Source organism: Rhizobium sp. P44RR-XXIV, from assembly GCF_001999485.2.
Lineage (GTDB): Bacteria > Pseudomonadota > Alphaproteobacteria > Rhizobiales > Rhizobiaceae > Rhizobium.
Map to the genome: position 1 here is coordinate 140,682 of NZ_MPVZ02000029.1, position 19,669 is coordinate 160,350.

General features: G+C 60.5%; 20 protein-coding genes, 1 pseudogene and 1 riboswitch. Of the genes and pseudogenes, 15 read left to right on the forward strand and 6 right to left on the reverse strand.

Annotated features, from left to right (window positions below):
• The gene (thiC, locus tag BSK43_RS26750) at positions 1 to 1,827 is read right to left on the reverse strand and encodes a phosphomethylpyrimidine synthase ThiC (RefSeq protein WP_077468260.1); all 1,827 of its coding nucleotides are present in this window, start codon (positions 1,825 to 1,827) and stop codon (positions 1 to 3) included.
• Between the two features lie 92 nt (positions 1,828 to 1,919).
• Positions 1,920 to 2,051, reverse strand: a riboswitch (TPP riboswitch).
• Between the two features lie 153 nt (positions 2,052 to 2,204).
• Positions 2,205 to 2,948, reverse strand: a complete 744-nt coding sequence (locus BSK43_RS26755) for a hypothetical protein (RefSeq protein WP_068393713.1) — start codon at positions 2,946 to 2,948, stop codon at positions 2,205 to 2,207.
• Between BSK43_RS26755 and BSK43_RS26760 the strand changes: the two genes are divergently transcribed.
• Together BSK43_RS26760 and BSK43_RS26765 are read left to right on the forward strand one after the other, a co-directional pair.
• On the forward strand, positions 2,923 to 3,303 hold the full coding sequence (locus BSK43_RS26760) for a hypothetical protein (protein ID WP_136687292.1): 381 nt from the start codon (positions 2,923 to 2,925) through the stop codon (positions 3,301 to 3,303). The two genes, BSK43_RS26755 and BSK43_RS26760, sit on opposite strands and share 26 nt — an antisense overlap.
• Before the next feature lie 256 nt (positions 3,304 to 3,559).
• Entirely contained in the window at positions 3,560 to 4,654 is a 1,095-nt protein-coding gene (locus BSK43_RS26765) for a porin (RefSeq protein ID WP_077467813.1), read from the forward strand.
• 146 nt (positions 4,655 to 4,800) lie between these two features.
• Here the strand turns inward: BSK43_RS26765 and BSK43_RS26770 are convergent, their stop codons facing one another.
• The 3 genes from BSK43_RS26770 to BSK43_RS35835 form a co-directional block, all read right to left on the reverse strand.
• Positions 4,801 to 5,442 (reverse strand): TetR family transcriptional regulator, encoded by a 642-nt coding sequence (locus tag BSK43_RS26770; protein WP_077467814.1) that lies wholly within the window; start codon positions 5,440 to 5,442, stop codon positions 4,801 to 4,803.
• A 531-nt stretch (positions 5,443 to 5,973) separates the two neighbouring features.
• Positions 5,974 to 6,144, reverse strand: a complete 171-nt coding sequence (locus tag BSK43_RS35830; RefSeq protein WP_246662697.1) for a hypothetical protein — start codon at positions 6,142 to 6,144, stop codon at positions 5,974 to 5,976.
• A gap of 9 nt (positions 6,145 to 6,153) precedes the next feature.
• Positions 6,154 to 6,303, reverse strand: coding sequence for a hypothetical protein (locus BSK43_RS35835; RefSeq protein WP_246662698.1), 150 nt, complete (start codon positions 6,301 to 6,303; stop codon positions 6,154 to 6,156).
• Here BSK43_RS35835 and BSK43_RS35840 point away from each other — a divergent pair.
• The 6 genes from BSK43_RS35840 (at position 6,302) to BSK43_RS26800 (ending at position 11,434) form a co-directional block, all read left to right on the forward strand.
• Positions 6,302 to 6,766: an EF-hand domain-containing protein gene (locus BSK43_RS35840; protein ID WP_246662699.1), complete on the forward strand. Its 465-nt coding sequence runs from the start codon at positions 6,302 to 6,304 to the stop codon at positions 6,764 to 6,766. The two genes, BSK43_RS35835 and BSK43_RS35840, sit on opposite strands and share 2 nt — an antisense overlap.
• A 397-nt stretch (positions 6,767 to 7,163) precedes the next feature.
• On the forward strand, positions 7,164 to 7,736 hold the full coding sequence (locus BSK43_RS26780; protein ID WP_077467816.1) for an RNA polymerase sigma factor: 573 nt from the start codon (positions 7,164 to 7,166) through the stop codon (positions 7,734 to 7,736).
• A complete protein-coding gene (locus BSK43_RS26785; protein ID WP_077467817.1) occupies positions 7,729 to 8,178 on the forward strand; it encodes a hypothetical protein in 450 nt (149 codons plus the stop codon). Before BSK43_RS26780 ends, BSK43_RS26785 begins: the two co-directional genes overlap by 8 nt.
• Complete coding sequence (locus tag BSK43_RS26790) at positions 8,175 to 8,624, forward strand: periplasmic heavy metal sensor (RefSeq protein ID WP_077467818.1); 450 nt, start codon at positions 8,175 to 8,177, stop codon at positions 8,622 to 8,624. The genes BSK43_RS26785 and BSK43_RS26790 overlap by 4 nt, the downstream gene beginning before the upstream one ends.
• A 75-nt stretch (positions 8,625 to 8,699) precedes the next feature.
• Positions 8,700 to 10,211: a DUF1800 family protein gene (locus tag BSK43_RS26795; RefSeq protein WP_077468261.1), complete on the forward strand. Its 1,512-nt coding sequence runs from the start codon at positions 8,700 to 8,702 to the stop codon at positions 10,209 to 10,211.
• Between the two features lie 2 nt (positions 10,212 to 10,213).
• Complete coding sequence (locus BSK43_RS26800; RefSeq protein WP_077467819.1) at positions 10,214 to 11,434, forward strand: DUF1501 domain-containing protein; 1,221 nt, start codon at positions 10,214 to 10,216, stop codon at positions 11,432 to 11,434.
• A gap of 12 nt (positions 11,435 to 11,446) precedes the next feature.
• On the opposite strand, the gene BSK43_RS26805 is transcribed toward BSK43_RS26800, so the two are convergent.
• On the reverse strand, positions 11,447 to 12,343 hold the full coding sequence (locus tag BSK43_RS26805; RefSeq protein WP_077467820.1) for a helix-turn-helix transcriptional regulator: 897 nt from the start codon (positions 12,341 to 12,343) through the stop codon (positions 11,447 to 11,449).
• Between the two features lie 243 nt (positions 12,344 to 12,586).
• On the opposite strand from BSK43_RS26805, the gene BSK43_RS26810 reads away from it, so the two are divergent.
• From BSK43_RS26810 to BSK43_RS26840, 7 genes and pseudogenes are all read left to right on the forward strand, one after another.
• The gene (locus BSK43_RS26810; protein WP_077467821.1) at positions 12,587 to 14,038 is read left to right on the forward strand and encodes an aldehyde dehydrogenase; all 1,452 of its coding nucleotides are present in this window, start codon (positions 12,587 to 12,589) and stop codon (positions 14,036 to 14,038) included.
• 78 nt (positions 14,039 to 14,116) lie between these two features.
• Positions 14,117 to 15,430, forward strand: a complete 1,314-nt coding sequence (locus BSK43_RS26815) for an ABC transporter substrate-binding protein (RefSeq protein ID WP_077467822.1) — start codon at positions 14,117 to 14,119, stop codon at positions 15,428 to 15,430.
• A gap of 6 nt (positions 15,431 to 15,436) precedes the next feature.
• Positions 15,437 to 16,189 (forward strand): ABC transporter ATP-binding protein, encoded by a 753-nt coding sequence (locus BSK43_RS26820; RefSeq protein WP_077467823.1) that lies wholly within the window; start codon positions 15,437 to 15,439, stop codon positions 16,187 to 16,189.
• Complete coding sequence (locus BSK43_RS26825) at positions 16,186 to 16,914, forward strand: ABC transporter ATP-binding protein (protein WP_077467824.1); 729 nt, start codon at positions 16,186 to 16,188, stop codon at positions 16,912 to 16,914. Before BSK43_RS26820 ends, BSK43_RS26825 begins: the two co-directional genes overlap by 4 nt.
• Positions 16,911 to 17,807 (forward strand): branched-chain amino acid ABC transporter permease, encoded by an 897-nt coding sequence (locus tag BSK43_RS26830; RefSeq protein ID WP_077467825.1) that lies wholly within the window; start codon positions 16,911 to 16,913, stop codon positions 17,805 to 17,807. Before BSK43_RS26825 ends, BSK43_RS26830 begins: the two co-directional genes overlap by 4 nt.
• Positions 17,804 to 18,822: pseudogene (locus BSK43_RS26835) on the forward strand (branched-chain amino acid ABC transporter permease). The gene BSK43_RS26830 and the pseudogene BSK43_RS26835 overlap by 4 nt, the downstream one beginning before the upstream one ends.
• A 41-nt stretch (positions 18,823 to 18,863) precedes the next feature.
• Positions 18,864 to 19,649 (forward strand): coniferyl-alcohol dehydrogenase, encoded by a 786-nt coding sequence (locus BSK43_RS26840; RefSeq protein ID WP_077467826.1) that lies wholly within the window; start codon positions 18,864 to 18,866, stop codon positions 19,647 to 19,649.
• Positions 19,650 to 19,669 lie beyond the last annotated feature (20 nt).

The following is a 19,669-nucleotide window of genomic DNA, read 5'->3' on the forward strand; positions in this document are numbered from 1 at the left end:
TCACTCGGCCGGATGAGCAAGGTTTTCGATGGGCATATAGAGATCCCCGCCCTCGCGATATTTTGCCGCCATCGCGTCCAAGCCCTCCTTCTGGGCCTCGGCGCGAATGTCGTGCGAAATCCGCATCGAGCAGAATTTCGGACCGCACATCGAGCAGAAATGCGCGACCTTGTGCGCTTCCTTCGGCAAGGTCTCGTCATGGAAGCTGCGGGCCGTATCGGGATCGAGCGAGAGGTTGAACTGATCTTCCCAGCGGAATTCGAATCGCGCCCGCGACAGGGCATCGTCACGCACCTGCGCGGCCGGATGTCCCTTGGCAAGATCGGCGGCATGGGCGGCGATCTTGTAGGTGATAACGCCGGTCTTGACGTCATTGCGATCGGGCAGGCCGAGATGTTCCTTCGGCGTGACATAGCAGAGCATCGCCGTGCCGAACCAGCCGATCATCGCAGCGCCTATGCCGGAGGTGATATGATCGTAACCCGGCGCGATATCGGTCGTCAGCGGCCCGAGCGTGTAGAAGGGGGCTTCGCCGCAAACCTTCAGCTGCTTGTCCATGTTTTCCTTGATCTTGTGCATCGGCACATGGCCGGGGCCTTCGATCATCACCTGGCAATCCTTGGCCCAGGCGATCTTGGTCAATTCGCCGAGGGTTTCCAGCTCGGCGAATTGCGCGGCGTCGTTGGCATCAGCGATCGAGCCGGGACGAAGGCCGTCGCCAAGCGAGAAGGAGACGTCGTAGGCGCGGCAGATGTCGCAGATCTCCTCGAAATGCTCGTAAAGGAAGCTCTCGCGGTGGTGATGGAGACACCACTTGGCCATGATCGAGCCGCCGCGCGAGACGATGCCGGTGACACGATTGACCGTTAGCGGGATGTAATGCAGCCGCACGCCGGCATGGATGGTGAAGTAGTCGACGCCCTGTTCGGCCTGTTCGATCAACGTGTCGCGATAGACCTCCCAGGTGAGGTCTTCGGCAATACCGCTGACCTTTTCCAGCGCCTGATAGAGCGGCACGGTGCCGATCGGCAGCGGCGAATTGCGGATGATCCATTCGCGGATGTTGTGGATGTTGCGGCCGGTTGAGAGGTCCATGACGGTATCGGCGCCCCAGCGGGCGGCCCAGACCATCTTCTCGACCTCTTCCGCCATCGACGACGTGACGGCGGAATTGCCGATATTGGCGTTGATCTTCACCAGAAAGTTCCGGCCGATGATCATCGGTTCGGCCTCGGGGTGGTTGATGTTGGCAGGGATGATCGCCCGACCGGCAGCGACTTCCTGGCGGACGAATTCCGGCGTCACATGGTCTGGAATATGGGCGCCGAAGCTCTCACCGTCGCGAATCAGGGCTTCGGCCTTTGCCTTGCGGCCGAGATTTTCGCGAATAGCGATGAATTCCATCTCTGGCGTGATGATGCCGGCCCGTGCATAGGCCAGCTGCGTGACGGCCTTACCACCCGTGGCACGCAATGGCTGGCGCTTGGCGGGAAATTCCGGCGTCAGCCGATCGGCGCTGACGAAGCCATTGTCTTCGGGGCGGATGTGGCGACCCTCATAGGCTTCGACATCGCCGCGGGCGAGCACCCAGTCGCGCCGCAGCTGCGCGAGGCCTTGCTCGATAAGGATATCTGCGCCTTCGATCGTATAGGGGCCGGAGGAATCATAGACAACGACAGGCGGCTCGCCCGCGGTCGGATGGACGCTGATCTCGCGCATCGGCACGCGGATATCGGGGTGGATCTCCCCCGGAATGTAGATTTTCCGCGATGCCGGCAGCGGCCCGGTGGTAACGGTGGGGGTGAGGTTTTTTGCGGCAATGGTCATGGTTTGAGGCTCCAAGTGGTTGTTGGAGACCCAGTCAATCAGCCGGAATGATGAAAAGACGCCGGCATGGATTCCACGCGTGAATCCGAAGCCATCGAGCGCTTGCACCGTCCCTACGCCAGTATGAACTGGATCAGGTTCAACGGGTCACTGCGCCACAATCGACAGAGTCGTATTGTCCAGCAGTATCTCAGCCCCTTGCCGGGACCCCCCTGGTGAATATCGAAAGGCTATGCTCTCTCTTCGGCTGCTGTCAACCCCGCAGCCATTGTTGCCCTCGCGACCTCTTTCGCCACTCACAACTCAAGAGTGCGCACGGCGACTTTTCAGCTACACGGCAGGCACAAAGCCGAGAGTGGTTGTAGTCTCGCGCCGGATCAGTAGCGGGGTGCGGTATTGCCGACGAAGCGATGAGGGCCGGTATGGTTCAGCTTGCTGGCCGTATCGAGCCAGATCTTGCCGCCCAAGGCGCGCCAGCGGCGGCAGAAGGCGAAATCCTCGCTGAGATATAGGCCGGTTTCTTCCTCGATCATGCATTCGAACAGCGCATATTGCGTACCCGGCGAGGCCTTCGTGCTCGGATAGGCATGGATGGCATTGTAGCGCAACCCTGGATAGGATTCGCTCATCTGCTCCAGGACCGCGCGTTTGATGAGAAGCATGCCGGTGCCGGCATAGACGGCGCTAACAAAATCACCATCACGCTCTGCGTTCTGGCCAACCAAGGGCGTGCCGACATAGTGAAGAGCGGCTGCAGCAAGCGACGAGCCATCCTGCGAATTGATGCGGGCGGCGGTCTCCCAATCGTAATCCTTGATCGGATACATGGCGGCAACGACGTCCTTGTCGGCATCCAGCAGGCGCATGACCTGATCGGGCTCGAAACTGATGTCCGCATCGACGAAGAGCAGATGAGTCGCCGCAGTATCGTTGAGGAAGGATGACACCAGCGTATTGCGGCTGCGGGTGATCAGCGCGTCATTGCCGAGCAGGGCGAGTGTCAGCTGAATGCCTGCCTGAGCGCCTCGCTGCATGAGCGAGAAGATGGATTGCATATAATCCTTGGTGACGAGACCGCCGAAACAGGGAGTCGCAATGAAGATCAGCCGATTCTCGGTCATTCGCAGTTGGTTCCTTTCCGGAAGTGCGATTCGCCAGAATCTAGGGAGATTCACTATTTCTGTGTGTACCGAATTGTTGAATTTTGTTTCTGAAAGTTTGCTGGATGTTGCTGGAGAGAGATTGTCGGCCGGCGTCGGCTCCAATGCCAATGGCTGTCAGTGGCCCATGGAATTTGAAGGCGCAGACCCGGTTTTGACGGCAAGGCCATCAGCCGGAGCCGCTATCTCGCTCCTTAAAGGCATGAATCGACGCGTTTCTGCCGTCAGCGGACGAAACTCCTGTGCCCTACTGAGCGCAGTTGCATTTAGGCAACAGAGATCAAGACTAACGCTTGAAGCGGTTTCACATAATTGACAAACATACGGGCTGTTTGTAAGTCAAATACAGGACATAAGTTGTCTTACGGTCGGGTAATCGGCCGGATCGGTAGAGGCATTTCAAGGCCTTGCTGTGGGGTCGATTATGAAGGTTCGGGGGGACTCAAGCCAACATTAGGTGCGTATTTTGCCGGGCTACCCGCTCGTGTTGAGGCCGAACCGATCTCTGAGTTGGTATTCCAGCTCAGTACTCGCTGCAGACAAGAAATGCATATTACAACCAGGAGTTTATAATGAACATCAAGAGCCTTCTTCTCGGCTCCGCTGCTGCGCTCGCTGCAGCTTCCGGTGCCCATGCAGCTGACGCTATCGTTGCTGCTGAGCCGGAGCCGTTGGAATACGTTCGCATCTGCGACGCATATGGTGCTGGCTACTTCTTCATCCCGGGTACCGAGACCTGCCTCAAAATCGGCGGACGTGTCCGTTCTGAAGGCGAATGGTACGACGCTTACAACCCGAACAGCAAGGTTGGCACGCTGTGGCACACCCGTGCTGAGCTGAGCCTCGACACCGCAACCGACACCGAATACGGCCCGCTGAAGACCAACACGGTTTTCCGTTGGGACTGGAACGATGGCGGCGCGACCTCCACGAAGCTGCTGTTTGCTAACATCAGCCTCGGCGGCTTCACCGTTGGTAAGCTTGACTCGCAGTACAACCTGTATGTCGGCTACGCTGGCGACGTCATCAACGACGACGTGATCTATGACGGCCCGTACGAACTCAACCAGTTGACCTACAACTACGACGCCGGCAACGGCTTCACGGCTATGGTCTCGCTCGAAGACTCGAACTCCAGCGGTTCGGACAAGTCTTCCTACGGCGCGAGCTGGTGGACGGACGACAAGACCAACCATTACGCTCCTGACGTTGTCGCCGGTCTCGGCTTCAAGTCTGGCGCATGGGGCGTCAAGGTCGTTGGCGGTTACGACTCGATCGTTGAAGAAGGCGCTGTCAAGGTTCGTGTAGACGCTGACTTCGGCGTATTCTCGGCCTTTTTGATGGGCGGTTACAACACCGACGGCAGCAAGCTCAACAAGTACGCCGGCACCAACCTCGATCGTTCGGCTTGCCCGGTTAACGATGCTTCGAAGTGCGGCTGGGGCGACTGGGCCGTCTGGGGCGGCGGTAGCGTTCCGATCAACGACAAGCTGAAGTGGAACCTGCAGCTCGCTTACACCGACTCCAAGATCTTCGCCGCTACGACGAACCTCACCTGGAACCCGGTTAAGAACCTGACGCTCCGTCCGGAAGTTTCCTACACCAACTTCGATTCTGTGAACCAGGATCAGTGGGCTGGTATCATGCGCTTCGAGCGCAGCTTCTAATCAAGAATTACCCGGCCTCGTGCCGGGTAAGAGAAGCCTGATGTTCCAATCCGTCAGGCTTCTTTCAGTGATCGGTTGACCTCCGATCAAAGAGAAAGGATCCGGCTTTCCCTCCGGATCCTTTTTATTTTGAGCCGCTTTTTATCTTAAGCCGCTGAAGTCGCCATTTCGCGCGCCTGGGCTGACGGGAACCAAGTCTTCAAGACCATTTTGATGAACATCTGCCCGCAGGGCACGAGCTGGAAATTGCCCCTGTCGAGGGTCCACTCCGTGATGAGGCCACCGATGACGGCGGTGAGCGACGAGGCGGCCGTATCCGGCGTCCAGGGTGCCGGCAACTTCGTCTTCGCATCCATCAAGGTGAATATACGCTCGAAGTTGTCGTGCATGTCCTGCCGGAAGGAGCTCGCGCGGCTTGTGGTTCCGTCGCAGAACGCCATATCGAGATGCATCATCACCTTCAGCATGCTGCGCTTGCGCGGATCGTGCTGAACATCCTCGAATATCGCGGCAATCGCGTCGGCAACGAGATCGAGCGGATTGGGCGGCAATTCCTTCGACATCCGCTCGGCCAATTCCTGAAACGGCTGCTGGGCTTCATCGCGTATCGCGAACATGAGGCCCTGCTTGTTCTTGAAATGCCAGTGAACCGCGCCGCGCGTAACTCCGGCGGATGCAGCTATCTCCTCGAGGCTGACATTCTCATAGCCCTTGTCGAGAAACAGAGCTTTTGCCGATTGCAAAATCTCGCTCCTCGTTTCTGCCGCCTCCTCCTTAGTCCGCCTCATTCCGCTCTCCACAGAAACAGATTCTCAAGCTGTGCCCCTTTTTATATTTTTGCTCCGTCTATGCGGCGTCAAAGCCGGGATCCCCATACCGGCTATATTCAGCAGCATAGCAGCGTTTAGATGTTTCCTCAAAATCGATAAAGGAAATCGCAACGCGATGTATTCGTCAAGCACCTATAAGCCACGCGCAAGTTTCCTCGTGCAATTTTCACGCGTTGGGAAGTGCAAAGTCGAAAATGTGCAGATGCCGATAGCGCCATGAGGGCGAAAGCTCGCTACGGACGATCGTAAATCCAGTCATCTCGGAGTGGTGCATTCACCATGACGGGTCGCGGCAGAGATTTGGTCTCCGGCGTTCGGCAGTTCCATCAGCTCATATCGATAATCGAAGTCATGGCTCCGCATCCGTGCGGTCGGGCATGACGGTCATGTGTTCAAGTCGCGTATGTGTAAACCATCCGAGTCCCTCTCAACGCTCGTATCCGGAGGCCCCATGACGAGCATTACCTCGGTCTTATCAAACAACTACTATCAGTATCCGACGTCTCGTTCGGCGACGTCATCGTCAGACGATTCTGCGTCCTCGATACTGTCCGGCACTTCGTCCGGCAGTTCTTCCACCACGAGTTCTTCGTCCTCGTCGGACGACCAGTCGCAGATCACCGCGGCAGAGCAGCTGATTGCCCAGCTGATGAACATCATCCTAAATCTTCAGGCGAACAGTGGTGGCGGCAGCAGCAGTAGCGGCGACAGCTCTGCATCGAGTTCCAGTGGTGATTCGGTCGATTCGACGTCCAGCACCCAGCAGTCCTCGGCAACCGCCACGCAGAGCAGCAAGCTGACTGACAGAATCAGCGCCATGGATACCAATGGCGATGGCAGTATCAGCGAGGCGGAATTCGTTGCCGCTCGGCCGTCCAATGTCAGCGAGGACCAGGCTCAGAAGCTGTTTGAAAGCTTCGACAAGGACGGTACTGGTTCGTTGACCGACTCGCAGCTGGCAAGCGCAATGCAGTCGGGTCATCACGTACATCATGGTGGACAATCGAACGATGACCAGCTCTCCAGCCTGTTTTCCTCGATGGATACAAACGGCGATGGCAGTGTAAGCGAAGCCGAATTCGTGGCGGCCCGTCCCTCCGATGTCAGTCAGGATCAGGCGACGACCCTGTTCAAGAGCCTGGATACGTCCGGTTCTGGGTCGTTGACGCAGAGCCAGTTCGAATCGGCGATGAAGGCGCAGCAGCCGCAGATGCCCGATTTCAACAATCTTTACGCCTTCAATGAACAGGATCAGACGACGAGCGATCTGCTCTCACTCTGACCGAAAAACCTTTCGCATCTGAACTTGCGAATGTGCCGGCAGCTTGGACGAGAGACGTTGGGGCCTCCACATCCAAGCGTGCCGGCTTTTTGTTGCCCCGCTCGCACAGGATTGTGTTGAAAAGGCCGGTTGTCGCGCGGACGTTGCTCATGGCACGGATAACCATTGGGCCCGCCGCAGAAAAAATGAACAAATCGATAATGTGAGAGCGACGGATTTCGGCTGACGGCCCGTTCAATCATCGACAACATATGCTTCGATGTCGAAGGAAAGAGACGCTGCGATCAGATTGGTACGATGCGCCGGAAATGACGAATAGGCAAAGACCTCTTGTCAACGGCGGCCGAGGGGCGTGCAATGCGGATGTCGCACGAAATTGGAACGGTGGCGATTGTCGATGAAAACGGATCGCACGCCCGAGAATGGCGACCCGGATGGAGATTTGCTGGGTCGCATCGCTGCCGGCGACGTTCCGGCGATGCGTACGATGGTGACACGGCAATTGCCGAGGATCCTTTCGGTGGCGACTCGTATGCTTGGCGACGCCGCCGAGGCCGAGGACGTCGCCCAGGAGACGTTCCTGCGCGTATGGCGAAATGCCGGCGGCTGGCGCCAGCGCAACGCCCGCTTCAGCACCTGGGTGCACCGCGTGGCGATCAATCTTTGCTACGACCGGCTCCGCCGGCGCAAGGATGTGCTTGCCGAACATCCGCCCGACATCGAGTACGAAGGTCCGGCGCCGGATGCAGGGCTGCTGAATGAGGACGATCCGTCGCGGCGGGTGGAGCGCGCCATGCAGATGATTGCGCCCCGGCAGCGGGAGGCGATCGTTCTGGTTTACTATCAGGCGCTGTCGAATGCGGAAGCGGCTGCGATCATGGACGTGAGCGTGGATGCGTTGGAAAGCCTGCTGGCGCGTGGAAGGCGTTCCTTGCAGGTGCTGTTGTTGAAGGAACAGAGCGATGACTGAACAAGTCGCAGGTCCTATGAGTGCGGAGCGGTTTGCCGAATTGGCCGATGCCTATGGTGGTGATATCGGCCGATGGCCGCAGACGGAGCGCGCGGCTGCGCGCGAATATGCGGAAAATTCCGATGCGATCGGCGCGCTATCGCGCGCTGCCGATCTGGATGCGCTGCTCGATACCTATGTCGTGAAAACCAAACATCAGGGCCTGGACGCCCGGATAATTGCGCAGATCACCCGCCGGTCGAAGATCCGCAACTGGTTCCGCTTTGGCTCAGCCGGCGTCGGCCTCGTCGGCATCGGCATAGCCGGCGCTCTTGCGGGTAGCGTCGCGATCGCCGTATTGGCACCCAGCCTGACATCGGAGACAACAGTCGTATCGGATGGAACCAGCACCATGTTCGGCGATATCGGGCCCGACGTGACCATAACGCAGGAAAGCCAATGACAGACCGCAGCTTCCGAATATTGGTCATATCCCTGTTGGTGTTGAATACCTTCCTGATCGGGGCGCTGGCCGGTGGAGGATTGACATGGATCCGCAATTCGCAGCCGGGAGCCGGCCTCATGCCCCTGGGCGGCGAGCAACTGCCGTCATCCCAGAAAAAGGCGCTGCGTGCGGCCCTCAACGAAGCGCGTAGGGATGAGCGCCAAACCATTCTTGAGGCGCAACAGGCCAAGATCGATGCCGCGTCTCTTCTTGGGCAGCCGGTGCTGGATACGGAAGCGTTGTCGGCGGCTCTGGCAAGGGCCCGCAATGCTGATGTTGCTTTGAGGGCAAAGGTAGAGCAGCGTGCCGTCGATTTCGCTGCAACGCTATCGTATGACGAACGGCGTGCGCTTGCCGGGAGCCTGATCCGCCGCAACATGCCGAAGGCCGCTGCCACAAAATGATCACACTTGCCGACCGACGGATCGGCAAGGCGCCTGCGTTAAAGGAGCATGTTTGATGCAGGAGTTGGCAAGAACATGGCTCAGCAGTCGAATGATGTTTATGCCGCGCTCGCTCTATCCCGGTTTGGACTAGGAGCGGACCATAACGGCATCGCTTCGATCCAATCGGATCCGCGCGGTGCGTTGCTTGAAGAAATTACCGAGCGCTTCGTCCCGGTTCCGGTCGAGCCGCAATTGCAGTCGACCTCTGATCTGCTTGTTGCGCTCTATGCTTTCCAGGATCAACGCAAGGAAGCCCGCCAGCAAAGCGCAGCGCCGGCCACCCTGCCGGACAAGCCGGGACAGGCTCCGCAGCAGGGACCGCAACTCCCCGCCGCGATGCGCGCCCAGCTCGCCGCCAAACAACCTGCCGCTCAGGAGATGGCAGGCGCGATCACCAAGGTGGTCGAGAAGCTGGAAAAGCCCTCGGTGCCCTATCTTCCCCAGCAGATCTTGATGGCGGAAGCGGATGCGCGCTTCAACGGCACCATTCGTCAACCGCTCATCGGCTTCGGCGAACGACTGGCCATGTTCTGGGCAAATCATTTTGCCGTGGCGACATCGAAGAGCGAGGAATGTCACATTCTGGCAGGTGCCTTCGAGCGTGAAGCCATCCGGCCGCATGTCTTCGGGCGCTTTGCGGACATGCTGCTTGCGGTCGAGACGCATCCGGCCATGCTCGGATACCTAGACAATCAACAGTCGATCGGTCCAAACTCGAAAGCCAACGCCAACAAGAAGCGCGGCCTTAACGAGAATCTTGCCCGCGAAACGCTGGAGCTGCACACGCTCGGCGTCAATGGCGGTTACACACAGACCGATGTGACGACGCTTGCGAAAATCATCACCGGCTGGACGGTGGCACGCGCGGAAGGAAAGCTCGGCACGCCCGGTACCTTCGTCTTCAATGCAGGGGCTCACGAGCCAGGCGACCAGACTTTGCTCGGCCTAACCTATGCCGACAACGGCGTCGGGCAGGGGCGGGAAGCGCTGCGCGACCTTGCCCGTCATCCGGCAACCGCGCAGCATATCGCCACCAAGCTTGTCCGGCATTTCATCGCCGATATGCCGCCACCGGCACTCGTGCAAACCGTTTCGGCAACGTTCACCAAGACGGACGGCGATCTCTCGGCGGTCTATCGGGCCTTGCTCGCCTCGGAAGAGGCCTGGAACCCGGCTCTCGTCAAGGTCCGCTCGCCGCTGGAATTCATGGCGGCGCTGCTGCGGGCTAGCGGTGAAACTCCGAAGCCGAATGTCATCCTCGGCACCCTCACTGCTATGGGCCAACCATTTTGGGCTCCTGCCGGTCCGAACGGCTTTGCCGATACTGCCGATGTGTGGGCGTCCAGCGAAAGCCTCAGCATGCGGATGGATGTCGCCAGCATGATCGCCAATGCCGTGCCGCCGCAGATCGATCCGAGGCGCTTCGTCTCGGACAGTCTCGGCCCGCTTCTCTCCAATGAAACACTGCAGGCCGTATCGCGCGCGGAGACCCGCAACCAGGGCTTTGCGATCGCCTATCTTTCCCCCGAATTTCAAAGGCGCTGACCATGACTTGCGAACTCATGACTCCCACTCGCCGAGCCGTTCTTGGTGCTTCCGGCGCCTTGTTTGCCTGGGCGTTCATTCCCCGTTTCGCCCATGCCGCCGGTGGCCGCGATCCGCGTTTCATCACGATCATCCTGCGTGGCGCGCTCGATGGCCTGACGGCCGTGCCACCCGTCGGCGATCCGGACTACGAAGCGCTGCGTCAGGCAATCGCCATGACCACGAGTGGCCCTCATGCGGCGCTGCCGCTCGACAGCTTTTTCGCGCTGCATCCGTCGATGCCGAACTTCAACGGCCTCTACCGCGCAGGGCAGGCGGTCGTCGTTCACGCCAGCGCCACTCCCTACCGCGACCGCTCGCATTTCGACGGTCAGGATGTGCTGGAATCCGGTTATGAGATGCCCGGGCGCGTCGATTCCGGTTGGCTGAACCGCATGCTGGAGGGCTTGCCCAAGGGCGACAAAGTCTCGCCCGGTTCTTCCGGCATCCGCGGATTGTCTGTCGGAGCCAATGCGCCTTTGGTCATTCGCGGCAAGGCGCCGGTTTTGGGCTGGTCGCCATCCAACCTTCAGCCCGTCAGCGACGATCTGCCGCCGCGCCTGATGGATCTCTACAACCACACCGACCCCCTGTTCGCAAAGATCCTTGCCGAGGGCATTTCCACCGGCAAAATTGCGGCCGGCCTCGATGTCAAGGCAAGAGGCGGCCCCGGTGATCCCACCGGGATGGAGCAGATGGCAAGGGGTGCCGCACGCTTGCTGGCGCAGGATGACGGTCCTCGCGTCGCGGCGCTTGCCTTTGAAGGATGGGACACCCATGCCGGCGAGGTCGATCGGCTGAACAAATTGCTTGTCGGTCTCGACAATTCATTTGCCGCGTTCCAGCAGGAGCTTGGCCCCGCCTGGAAGGACACGGCCATCGTCGTTGCGACGGAGTTTGGCCGTACCGCACAGGTCAACGGCACCGAGGGTACGGATCACGGGACGGGAACGACGGCATTCCTTGCCGGTGGTGCGATCAAGGGTGGCCGGGTAATCGCCGACTGGCCGGGCCTCAAGCCGGCGCAACTGCGCGATGGCCGCGATCTGGCGGCCACGACCGATCTGCGCGCGGTCATCAAGGGCATCGCCGTCGATCTGCTCGGTGCCTCGCCGGCGATATTGACCCGCGACGTCTTCCCCGGCTCCGACCATGTCCTGCCGATGAAGGGGCTGATCGCTTGATGATAGCCGCCGTTACGGCCAGTCGGCATAGCCCGAAGAGAGGGTGCCTTCCGAGACCTCGCTCTTACGGGCGACGTCTCGATAGGTGGCCGGGGAAAAACCCGTCTTCTTCTTGAAGAAGTGGCTGAAATAGGTGGGATCGCGAAAGCCGAGCCCATCGGAAATTTCCTGGACCGTTCGCGCCGAGCGCTCCAGCCGCAATTTCGCTTCCTGCACGAGCCGTTCATGCAGCAGTTGCACCGGCGAGCGGCCAAGCGCGCTGCGGCAGATGGAGTGCAGGCGATCGGTGGTTACGCCGAGTTCGCGGGCATAATCCGTCATCGGTCGATGCTGTCGGAACCATGTTTCCACCAGCTGCCGGTATCTCTGCAGCACCGACGCGCTTCCGCCGCGCCCGCGCTGCTCGGCGGTTTCCGCGCCGCCGGCTCGCCAAAGCGCCATTAAAATCAAGCGCATATAGGCGGCAATCGCCATCCATGATGCACGTGCAGGATCGCCGAGTTCGCGAACGAAACCGGCCAGGAGCGGTTGCACCTCGCCAACGGCAGCGGCGTCCGGCTCTGCCATGAACCAGGGCTTTTCGCTGAAGATTCTGAGCGCGTAGGATTCCGCTCGATCACCGATCGCATCGACCACGATCTGCGGCGAGGCGCCGATAATGAAACCGGAGGCACCGGCCGCCATGTGCAGCTCGCAGCGTGACTGCGGCGGCAGATGGGCGATGGTCGGCCCAAGCAAGGCCCTTCGGTCTTCACCCTCGAGAATGAGCGTTGCCGTCCCCACCTGCAGCAGGAACAGGTGATGGAATTGGGTGTAGAAGCCCTTTTGGAAACGGATGGTGCGAGGCGTCAACGAGGGCTCGCGCCACTCTCCGCGCGCATGAAGATGAATGCCGCTGTCGGAAACCAATGCATCCTCCTCAGTATGGTTGACGAGAACGTGACATGATTGCCAGATAATTACAATATTAACCCAGAAAATCACATTCAAAGCGTGCAGCAACAGCGTAATCTTCTCTCATGAGCCTTTGGGAGGAGGCCTCCGCACAAAAGATTTCGTCACACAAGGCTGCATCCCGGCCGTGTTTGGCCGTGCGCGCTTTCTCCCATTCAGATCACTGCAGGTAGAGCCTGCCAACAGCGGACGAGCGCCATGTTCGTGGCAAAACTGCTAATCGATGATGAAGCGCTGGATGCGTCTGACGCCGCCACCTTCGAATCCTTCGATCCGGCAACCGGCGATGTCGCAACCATCGCGCCGGCCGCTTCCGTCGCCGATGCGTCCCGCGCCGCCTGCGCTGCCGCCGCAGCCTTTCCTTCCTGGTCGCAGACAGGGCCGGGCGAACGGCGTGCGCTCTTGAACAAGGCTGCCGATATTCTCGCCGCCCGCACGACTGATTTTGTCGAGGCGATGGTCGGTGAAACTGGAGCGACCGCTCTCTGGGCCGGGATCAACTGTAATCTCGGCGTTGATATTCTGCGTGAGGCAGCCGCCATGACGACGCAGGTCGCGGGCGAAATCATCCCGTCCAGCGAGCCGGGCAGTCTCGCCATGGCGGTACGTCAGCCGGCCGGGGTCTGCCTCGGCATCGCGCCATGGAATGCACCGATCATCCTCGGCGTGCGCGCCATCGCCCTGCCGCTTGCGTGCGGTAATACTGTTATTCTGAAGGCTTCCGAACTTTGCCCGCGAACCCATTGCCTGATCGGCGAGGTCATGCGCGAGGCCGGCTTTCCGCCGGGCGTCGTCAATGTCATCACCAATGCGCCCAAGGATGCGGCAGCGATCGTCGAGACCTTGATTGCGCATCCGGCCGTGCGCCGGATCAATTTCACCGGCTCGACGCGCGTCGGGCGGCTGATTGCGGAAGCGTCGGCGCGTCATCTCAAACGTTGCCTGCTGGAACTTGGCGGCAAGGCGCCGTTCGTCGTGCTTGCCGACGCCGATATCGACGAGGCGGTGCGAGCTGCCGCTTTTGGCGCTTTCATGAACCAGGGCCAGATCTGCATGTCGACCGAGCGTATCATCCTCATGGAAGAGATCGCCGACGAGTTCGTCGAGAAATTCAAGGCAAAGGCTATGACGCTTGTTGCTGGCAATCCGCGCGATGGCAACACGCCGCTCGGAACGATGATCACCGCGGAGGCTGCAAGGCGCGTCCGTGCCCTGGTGGAGGACGCGACGCAGAAAGGTGCGGTTGTGGTTTGCGGAGGGCAGGCGCATGGCACGCTGATCGACGCTACTGTCATCGACCAGGTGACGCCGGCGATGCGGATCTACCGCGAGGAGAGCTTTGGACCACTCGCTGCGATCATCCGGGTCGAGAGCATCGACGAGGCGATCACCGTCGCCAACGACAACGAATACGGCCTGTCTTCGGCTGTGTTCAGCCGCGATATCAACCAGGCGCTTTCGGTCGCAAGGCGCATCGAGACCGGCATCTGCCACATCAACGAAGCCACAGTCGCCGACGAGCCGCAAATGCCGTTCGGCGGTGTCAAATCGAGTGGATACGGCCGCTTCGGTGGCAAAGGGGCAATCGACGAATTCACCGAACTGCGCTGGATCACGCTTGCATCGGGCAAACGGCAATATCCGATCTGAGCCTTCCGGGGCGCCTGATCGGCAAAAGACTGGGACATGCGGAGTAAGAGGGCTCCGACAACAAGGGAGGATTATTTCATGACTTATAGTTTCAACAGGCCGATATTGAAACGTGGATTGACACGACGTGGCTTTATGGCCGCCACAGCAGCAGGCACTGCCGCCATGGCCTTGGGCGGGCGAGCGGCCTTTGCCGCCGATGACACGCTGAAGGTCGGCTTCATCAGCCCGCGTACCGGCCCGCTTGGAGGCTTCGGCGAGACTGATGGCTATGTTTTGGAGCTTGCGCGCAAGGCGCTCGCGGGCGGATTGCAGGCCGGCGGCAAGACATGGAAGGTGGAGATCCTCGACCGCGATACGCAATCCGATCCGTCCCGCGCCGGACAACTGGCGAAGGACCTGATCAACAATCAGGCCATCGACTTGATGCTGGTGGTCTCGACGCCTGAGACAATCAATCCTGTGGCAGATGCCTGCGAGGCGGCGGGCGTGCCCTGCCTGTCGACAGTCATGCCGTGGGAAGCCTGGTATTTCGGCCGCGGCGCCAAGCCCGGCGCGCCGTCGCCGTTCAAGTGGACCTACCATTTCGGCTTCGGCGTCGGTGAGTTCCTCAAGACCTATATTTCGCAATGGAACCTGATCGAGACCAACAAGAAGGTCGGTGTCATGTATCCGAACGATGCCGATGGCAATGCGATCCGCGCCAATCTGGCGCCCGCACTTGCCAAGGCCGGCTTCACCATCGTCGACCCCGGTGCCTATGAGACGGGCACGACCGACTTCTCCTCGCAGATCGCGCTCTTCCGGCAGGAGGGCGTGGAGATATTCAACAGCTTCCCGATCCCGCCGGATTTCGCGGCCTTCTGGCGGCAGGCGGCGCAGCAGGGTTTGACGCAGCAGATCAAGATCTGCCAGGTCGCCAAGACGGGCCTCTTCCCGTCGGATATCGAAGCACTGGGCGATCTCGGCATGAACATCGCCAGTGCCGCCTATTGGCACAAGGCCTTCCCCTACAAATCGTCGCTGACGGGTGTTTCCGGCAACGAACTGGCCGATGGCTATGAGGCCGCGAGCGGCAAGCAATGGACCCAGCAGCTCGGTGCCAGCCTGTCGCTGCTTGATGCCGGCTTCGACGCGCTGAAGGCTGCCTCCGATGTCAAGAGCAAGGAGGCCGTCGCCAAGGCGATGAGCACGCTGAAGACCACGACGATCGCCGGCAAGGTCGATTTCACCAGCGGGCCAGTCGCCAACGTCTCTCCGGGACCGATCATCGGCACGCAATGGGTCAAGGCATCGGCCGGCTCGAAATTCGCGCTCGATTATGTCGTGACCGAGCACGCCACCGATCCGAACGTGCCGGTCGGCGCCAAACTCATCGCTTACAACGGATAACGCATCGTGCAGGTTAGAGAACAACAGCGGCCGGGACAGGATTTCCTGTCAGCCAAAGGGATTCACAAGCGCTTCGGAGCGCTTGTGGTTCTGGAAAACCTCGACTTTTCGATGGGCGAGGGCGATGCCGTCGGCATCGTCGGTCCGAACGGTGCCGGCAAGACGACTTTCCTGAGCGCGCTGGCCGGTGCATTTCCACTGAATGCCGGAACCATCACCTTTGGCGGCCAGAACGTCACGGCGCTGACGGCGGCGGACCGTTGCCGCTCCGGGCTTGTCAGAACGCATCAGATCCCGAAACCCTTCAGCGGCATGACGACCTTCGAGAATGTCTTTGTTGCCGCCTCGCATGGCAAAACATCAAGCCGCGAGGAGGCCTATGAACGGGTTGCCGATTCTCTGCGGCTCTGCGGCATGCTCGGCGTTGCCAATCGCCGTGCCGATACGCTTGGCCTGCTCGATCGCAAACGTCTGGAGCTTGCCCGGGCGCTTGCGACCGGCCCCCGGCTGCTGCTGCTCGACGAGATTGGTGGTGGGTTGACTGATGGCGAGGCGAGCGAGCTGGTGGAGACAATTCTTGAACTACGCCGGCGCGGCATTGGCATCGTCTGGATCGAGCATATGGTCCACATTCTGCTGCAGGTCGTCGAACGGCTGATCTGCATGGATGCCGGCAAGATCATTGCCGATGGTGATCCAAAGGCTGTGATGGCTGATGCCGACGTGGTGCGCGCCTATCTTGGAGGAGCGCCCACATGAGCATTCTTTCCATTCGCAATCTGGATGTCCGCCACGGCCTGTTGCAGGCCGTGCGCGACGTCAGCTTCAATCTGGCCAAGGGTGAGGTGCTGGCGCTCGTCGGTGCCAATGGCGCCGGCAAGACGACACTGCTGCGCTCCATTGCCGGCGCTCACCTTCCGGCCGGCGGCCAGATCATGCTCGATGGCGAGGATGTTACCGCAGTTCCCTCGCACAAGCGGATCGCCAGAGGTATTGCCCTGGTGCCGGAGGGAAGGCGGCTGTTTTCTCAAATGACAGTCGAGGAAAATCTGTTGCTCGGCAAAAGCGCCGGCCGCAAGGGCGAGTGGACTGTCGAGCGGATCTTCGATGCCTTTCCGAACCTGAAGCCGCGCCGCCACGCCAAGACCGGGCATCTCTCAGGCGGCGAGCAGCAGGCGACCGCCATCGGCCGGGCACTGATGAGCAATCCCGATATCCTGTTGCTGGACGAAGTGTCGCTCGGCCTGTCGCCGCTGGTGGTCGATCGTGTCTACCAGCAGCTGCAAAGCCTGTTGTCATCGGGCACGACGATCATTCTCGTTGAACAGGATCTGGCGCGCGCCATGAGCGTCGCAAGCCGCGTCATCTGCATGCTCGAGGGGCGCATCGTGCTCGACAGGCCGGCCAATGGCGTGACGCGCGAAGAGGTCACACAGGCCTATTTCGGGCTCCACCGGCACGCCGCTGAAAGGAATGCCTCATGATCAACACCCTCATTCAAGGCATTCTGCTCGGCGGCTATTATGCCGTCATCGCCTGCGGACTGTCCTTCATGTTCTCGGTCATGCGCATCATAAATCTCGCGCATGGCAGCCTTGCCATCGTTGCCGCCTATGGCCTTTGGCTGCTCGCCGCGAAGCTCGGCGTCCCGCCCTTTGCCGGCCTGCTGATCGTTTTGCCTGTCATGGCCGTGCTCGGCTGGCTGCTGCAGCGCTTCGTGCTGGAGCGCAGTGCTGGCGGCGGCACGCTGCTGCCGATCCTGACGACCTTCGGCCTGTCGATCGTCATCGACAATCTACTGTTCGAACAATTCGGCGCCGACACGCGCTCGCTGGCGCCATTCATTGGCAATCTGTCCTACGCCTCATGGCAGTTGCCGGGCCATATCTTTGTCGGCAAACTCGCCGCGCTGACGATGGTGATTGCGATCGTCATCCTCGGCGGGCTTCAGTTCTTTTTGAGCCGTTTCGCGCTCGGCCGTTCCATCCGCGCGACGGCGGAGGACCCGGATACGGCGGGGCTGGTCGGTATCGATGCCCGCAGGGTCAACGCGGTTGCAACCGCGATCACCATGGTCACGGTCGGCATTGCCGGCGCCTTCCTGGCGATGCGTGCGACTTTCAATCCCTATTCGGGCGGCCCGCAATTATTGTTCGCCTTCGAGGCGGCCGTGATCGGCGGCGCGGGATCGCTGTGGGGAACTCTGGTCGGCGGCATTGTCCTCGGCTTGGCGCAATCCCTTGGCGCACAGATCCATCCGCAAGGCTTCCTGATCGGCGGCCATGTCGCCTTTCTCCTCGTTCTCTTCGTTCGGCTCCACCGGTTCGGCATGCCCGGGCTCGGCAGGATCCGTGCTCTTCTTCGGAGCCCGACATGACCGTGATCGCACCCGGAATTTCAGTCGAACGCTGGACGGCATCGTCCCGCCTGACATTGGCTATCATGACAACAGCGGCGATCCTGCTGGCCGTATCGCCCGCGTTCCTGGGAGCCGGCGCTATCGATCGGATGACGGCCCTCTTCATCTACGTGATCCTCGCCGCCATGTGGAATGCGCTCGCAGGCTTCGGCGCCTCGTTTCCGTCGGCCAACAGGTCTTCTTCGGCCTTGGTGCCTATTTCACCATCCGGCTGGCGGATGCGGGGATCGATCCCTTCGTCTCGCTCTTCGTGGCTGCCGGCATCACCGGCATTCTCTCCGTTCCGCTCTCATGGTTCATGCTGCGGCTGAAGGGCGGGGAGTTTGCGATCGGCATGTGGGTGATCGCCGAGCTTGCCCATTTGCTTGTCAATCTCGACCGGCTGATTCAGGGAGAAACGGGCACTTCGCTCATAGCGCTCAACGCCTATGAGAGCGGCACGCGGCGCGTCGTGATCTATTGGTTGGCGCTTGCCGCCATGATTGCCTTGCTCGGCGCGCTCTTTGCCCTCATGCGTAGCCGGGCAGGGGCTGCAATGCAGGCGATCCGCGACAATGAGGATGCGGCAACCTCCGTCGGCGTGCGGGTGGCCTCAACCAAGCGGTTGCTTTTCGTGCTTGCCGCCTTCGGCATCGCCGTTGCCGGCGGTCTCTGGCTGGCAACCGCGGTCACCTTCCAACCCAAGACCTATTTCAGCGTGCAATGGACCGCCTACATGATCTTCATGGTCCTGGTTGGTGGCATCGGCAAGTTCGAGGGTGCGATCCTGGGCGCCGTGCTGTTCTTCGTCGTCGAGACCGTCTTCGGCGGAACGGGCGTCTGGTATCTGGTCGGCCTTGGCGCCGCAGCGCTGCTGTTCTCGCTCTATCTACCGCAGGGCCTCTGGGGCGCGATCGAGCGACGCTTCGATCTGCAGCTGCTGCCTGTGGGATATCGGCTGACGTTTTCGGATCTGTTCAAGGACAAACAATAGCGGCGGCATCTGTCGTCGTGTTTTATGAGAAAGGTGAAATTATGCTTTTCGGCAAGACCATCCTCGTTACCGGGGTCGCCTCGGGCATCGGTGCGCGCACCGCGGAACTTGCGGGACAAATGGGCGCCGACGTCATCGGCGTAGACATGCGCGAACCGTCCTCGGGCGTCAGCTCCTTCATCAAGGGCGATATCTCGACCGCCGGCGGCGTCACAGACATCGCCCGGCAGTTGCCCAACCGCATCGATGCGCTGGCCAATGTCGCTGGGCTTTCCGGAAATACCGGCGTGGCAGCAACGCTCGCGGTCAATTTCTACGGCCTGCGCGCCCTATCGGAAGCAGTCGTGCCTCGCCTTCGCGAGGGTGGAGCGATCGTCAACGTCGCCTCGATCGCCGGCTATGGCTGGCGGGCCAATCTGGAGCGGGCAAAGACACTGACGGCAATCGAGGGCTTTCCCGATGTCGCTTCTCTCGTCAGCGAGCATGGGCTGAAGGATGAGGAAGGTTATCCCCTGTCCAAGGAGCTTCTGCTTCTCTGGACCATGCGGGCCGCACACCAGCCTCTCTTCAGGGGCCGTGGAATTCGTGTCAATGCCGTCAGCCCGGGGCCAGTGGAAACGCCGATCCTCAAGCAGTTCCGCGCCGTGCTCGGGGACGCCCGCGTGGATAGCGACATCACGCGCGTCGGTCGGGCCGGGACATCGGCCGACATCGCGCCCGCCGTCCTGTTTCTGTGCTCGGACGGTGCCCGTTGGATCAATGGCGCAAATCTTCCCACCGATGGCGGGCTTGAAGCTTCCATCAATGCCGATGTGCTCGGCTTTTAGACATCCTTCGCATCAGGAGA

What these genes read in the sequence shown, in the direction of transcription:
- BSK43_RS26755 (WP_068393713.1), bottom strand. Translation starts at nt 2,948, where the DNA reads ATGACCGAGAATCGGCTGATCTTCATTGCGACTCCCTGTTTCGGCGGT.
- BSK43_RS26815 (WP_077467822.1), top strand. Translation starts at nt 14,117, where the DNA reads ATGACTTATAGTTTCAACAGGCCGATATTGAAACGTGGATTGACACGA.
- BSK43_RS26770 (WP_077467814.1), bottom strand. Translation starts at nt 5,442, where the DNA reads ATGAGGCGGACTAAGGAGGAGGCGGCAGAAACGAGGAGCGAGATTTTG.
- BSK43_RS35840 (WP_246662699.1), top strand. Translation starts at nt 6,302, where the DNA reads ATGGATACCAATGGCGATGGCAGTATCAGCGAGGCGGAATTCGTTGCC.
- BSK43_RS26765 (WP_077467813.1), top strand. Translation starts at nt 3,560, where the DNA reads ATGAACATCAAGAGCCTTCTTCTCGGCTCCGCTGCTGCGCTCGCTGCA.
- BSK43_RS26795 (WP_077468261.1), top strand. Translation starts at nt 8,700, where the DNA reads ATGGCTCAGCAGTCGAATGATGTTTATGCCGCGCTCGCTCTATCCCGG.
- BSK43_RS26840 (WP_077467826.1), top strand. Translation starts at nt 18,864, where the DNA reads ATGCTTTTCGGCAAGACCATCCTCGTTACCGGGGTCGCCTCGGGCATC.
- BSK43_RS26825 (WP_077467824.1), top strand. Translation starts at nt 16,186, where the DNA reads ATGAGCATTCTTTCCATTCGCAATCTGGATGTCCGCCACGGCCTGTTG.
- BSK43_RS26830 (WP_077467825.1), top strand. Translation starts at nt 16,911, where the DNA reads ATGATCAACACCCTCATTCAAGGCATTCTGCTCGGCGGCTATTATGCC.
- BSK43_RS26785 (WP_077467817.1), top strand. Translation starts at nt 7,729, where the DNA reads ATGACTGAACAAGTCGCAGGTCCTATGAGTGCGGAGCGGTTTGCCGAA.
- BSK43_RS26760 (WP_136687292.1), top strand. Translation starts at nt 2,923, where the DNA reads ATGAAGATCAGCCGATTCTCGGTCATTCGCAGTTGGTTCCTTTCCGGA.
- BSK43_RS35830 (WP_246662697.1), bottom strand. Translation starts at nt 6,144, where the DNA reads ATGATGTTCATCAGCTGGGCAATCAGCTGCTCTGCCGCGGTGATCTGC.
- BSK43_RS26810 (WP_077467821.1), top strand. Translation starts at nt 12,587, where the DNA reads ATGTTCGTGGCAAAACTGCTAATCGATGATGAAGCGCTGGATGCGTCT.
- BSK43_RS26780 (WP_077467816.1), top strand. Translation starts at nt 7,164, where the DNA reads ATGAAAACGGATCGCACGCCCGAGAATGGCGACCCGGATGGAGATTTG.
- BSK43_RS26790 (WP_077467818.1), top strand. Translation starts at nt 8,175, where the DNA reads ATGACAGACCGCAGCTTCCGAATATTGGTCATATCCCTGTTGGTGTTG.
- BSK43_RS35835 (WP_246662698.1), bottom strand. Translation starts at nt 6,303, where the DNA reads ATGGCGCTGATTCTGTCAGTCAGCTTGCTGCTCTGCGTGGCGGTTGCC.
- BSK43_RS26800 (WP_077467819.1), top strand. Translation starts at nt 10,214, where the DNA reads ATGACTTGCGAACTCATGACTCCCACTCGCCGAGCCGTTCTTGGTGCT.
- thiC (WP_077468260.1), bottom strand. Translation starts at nt 1,827, where the DNA reads ATGACCATTGCCGCAAAAAACCTCACCCCCACCGTTACCACCGGGCCG.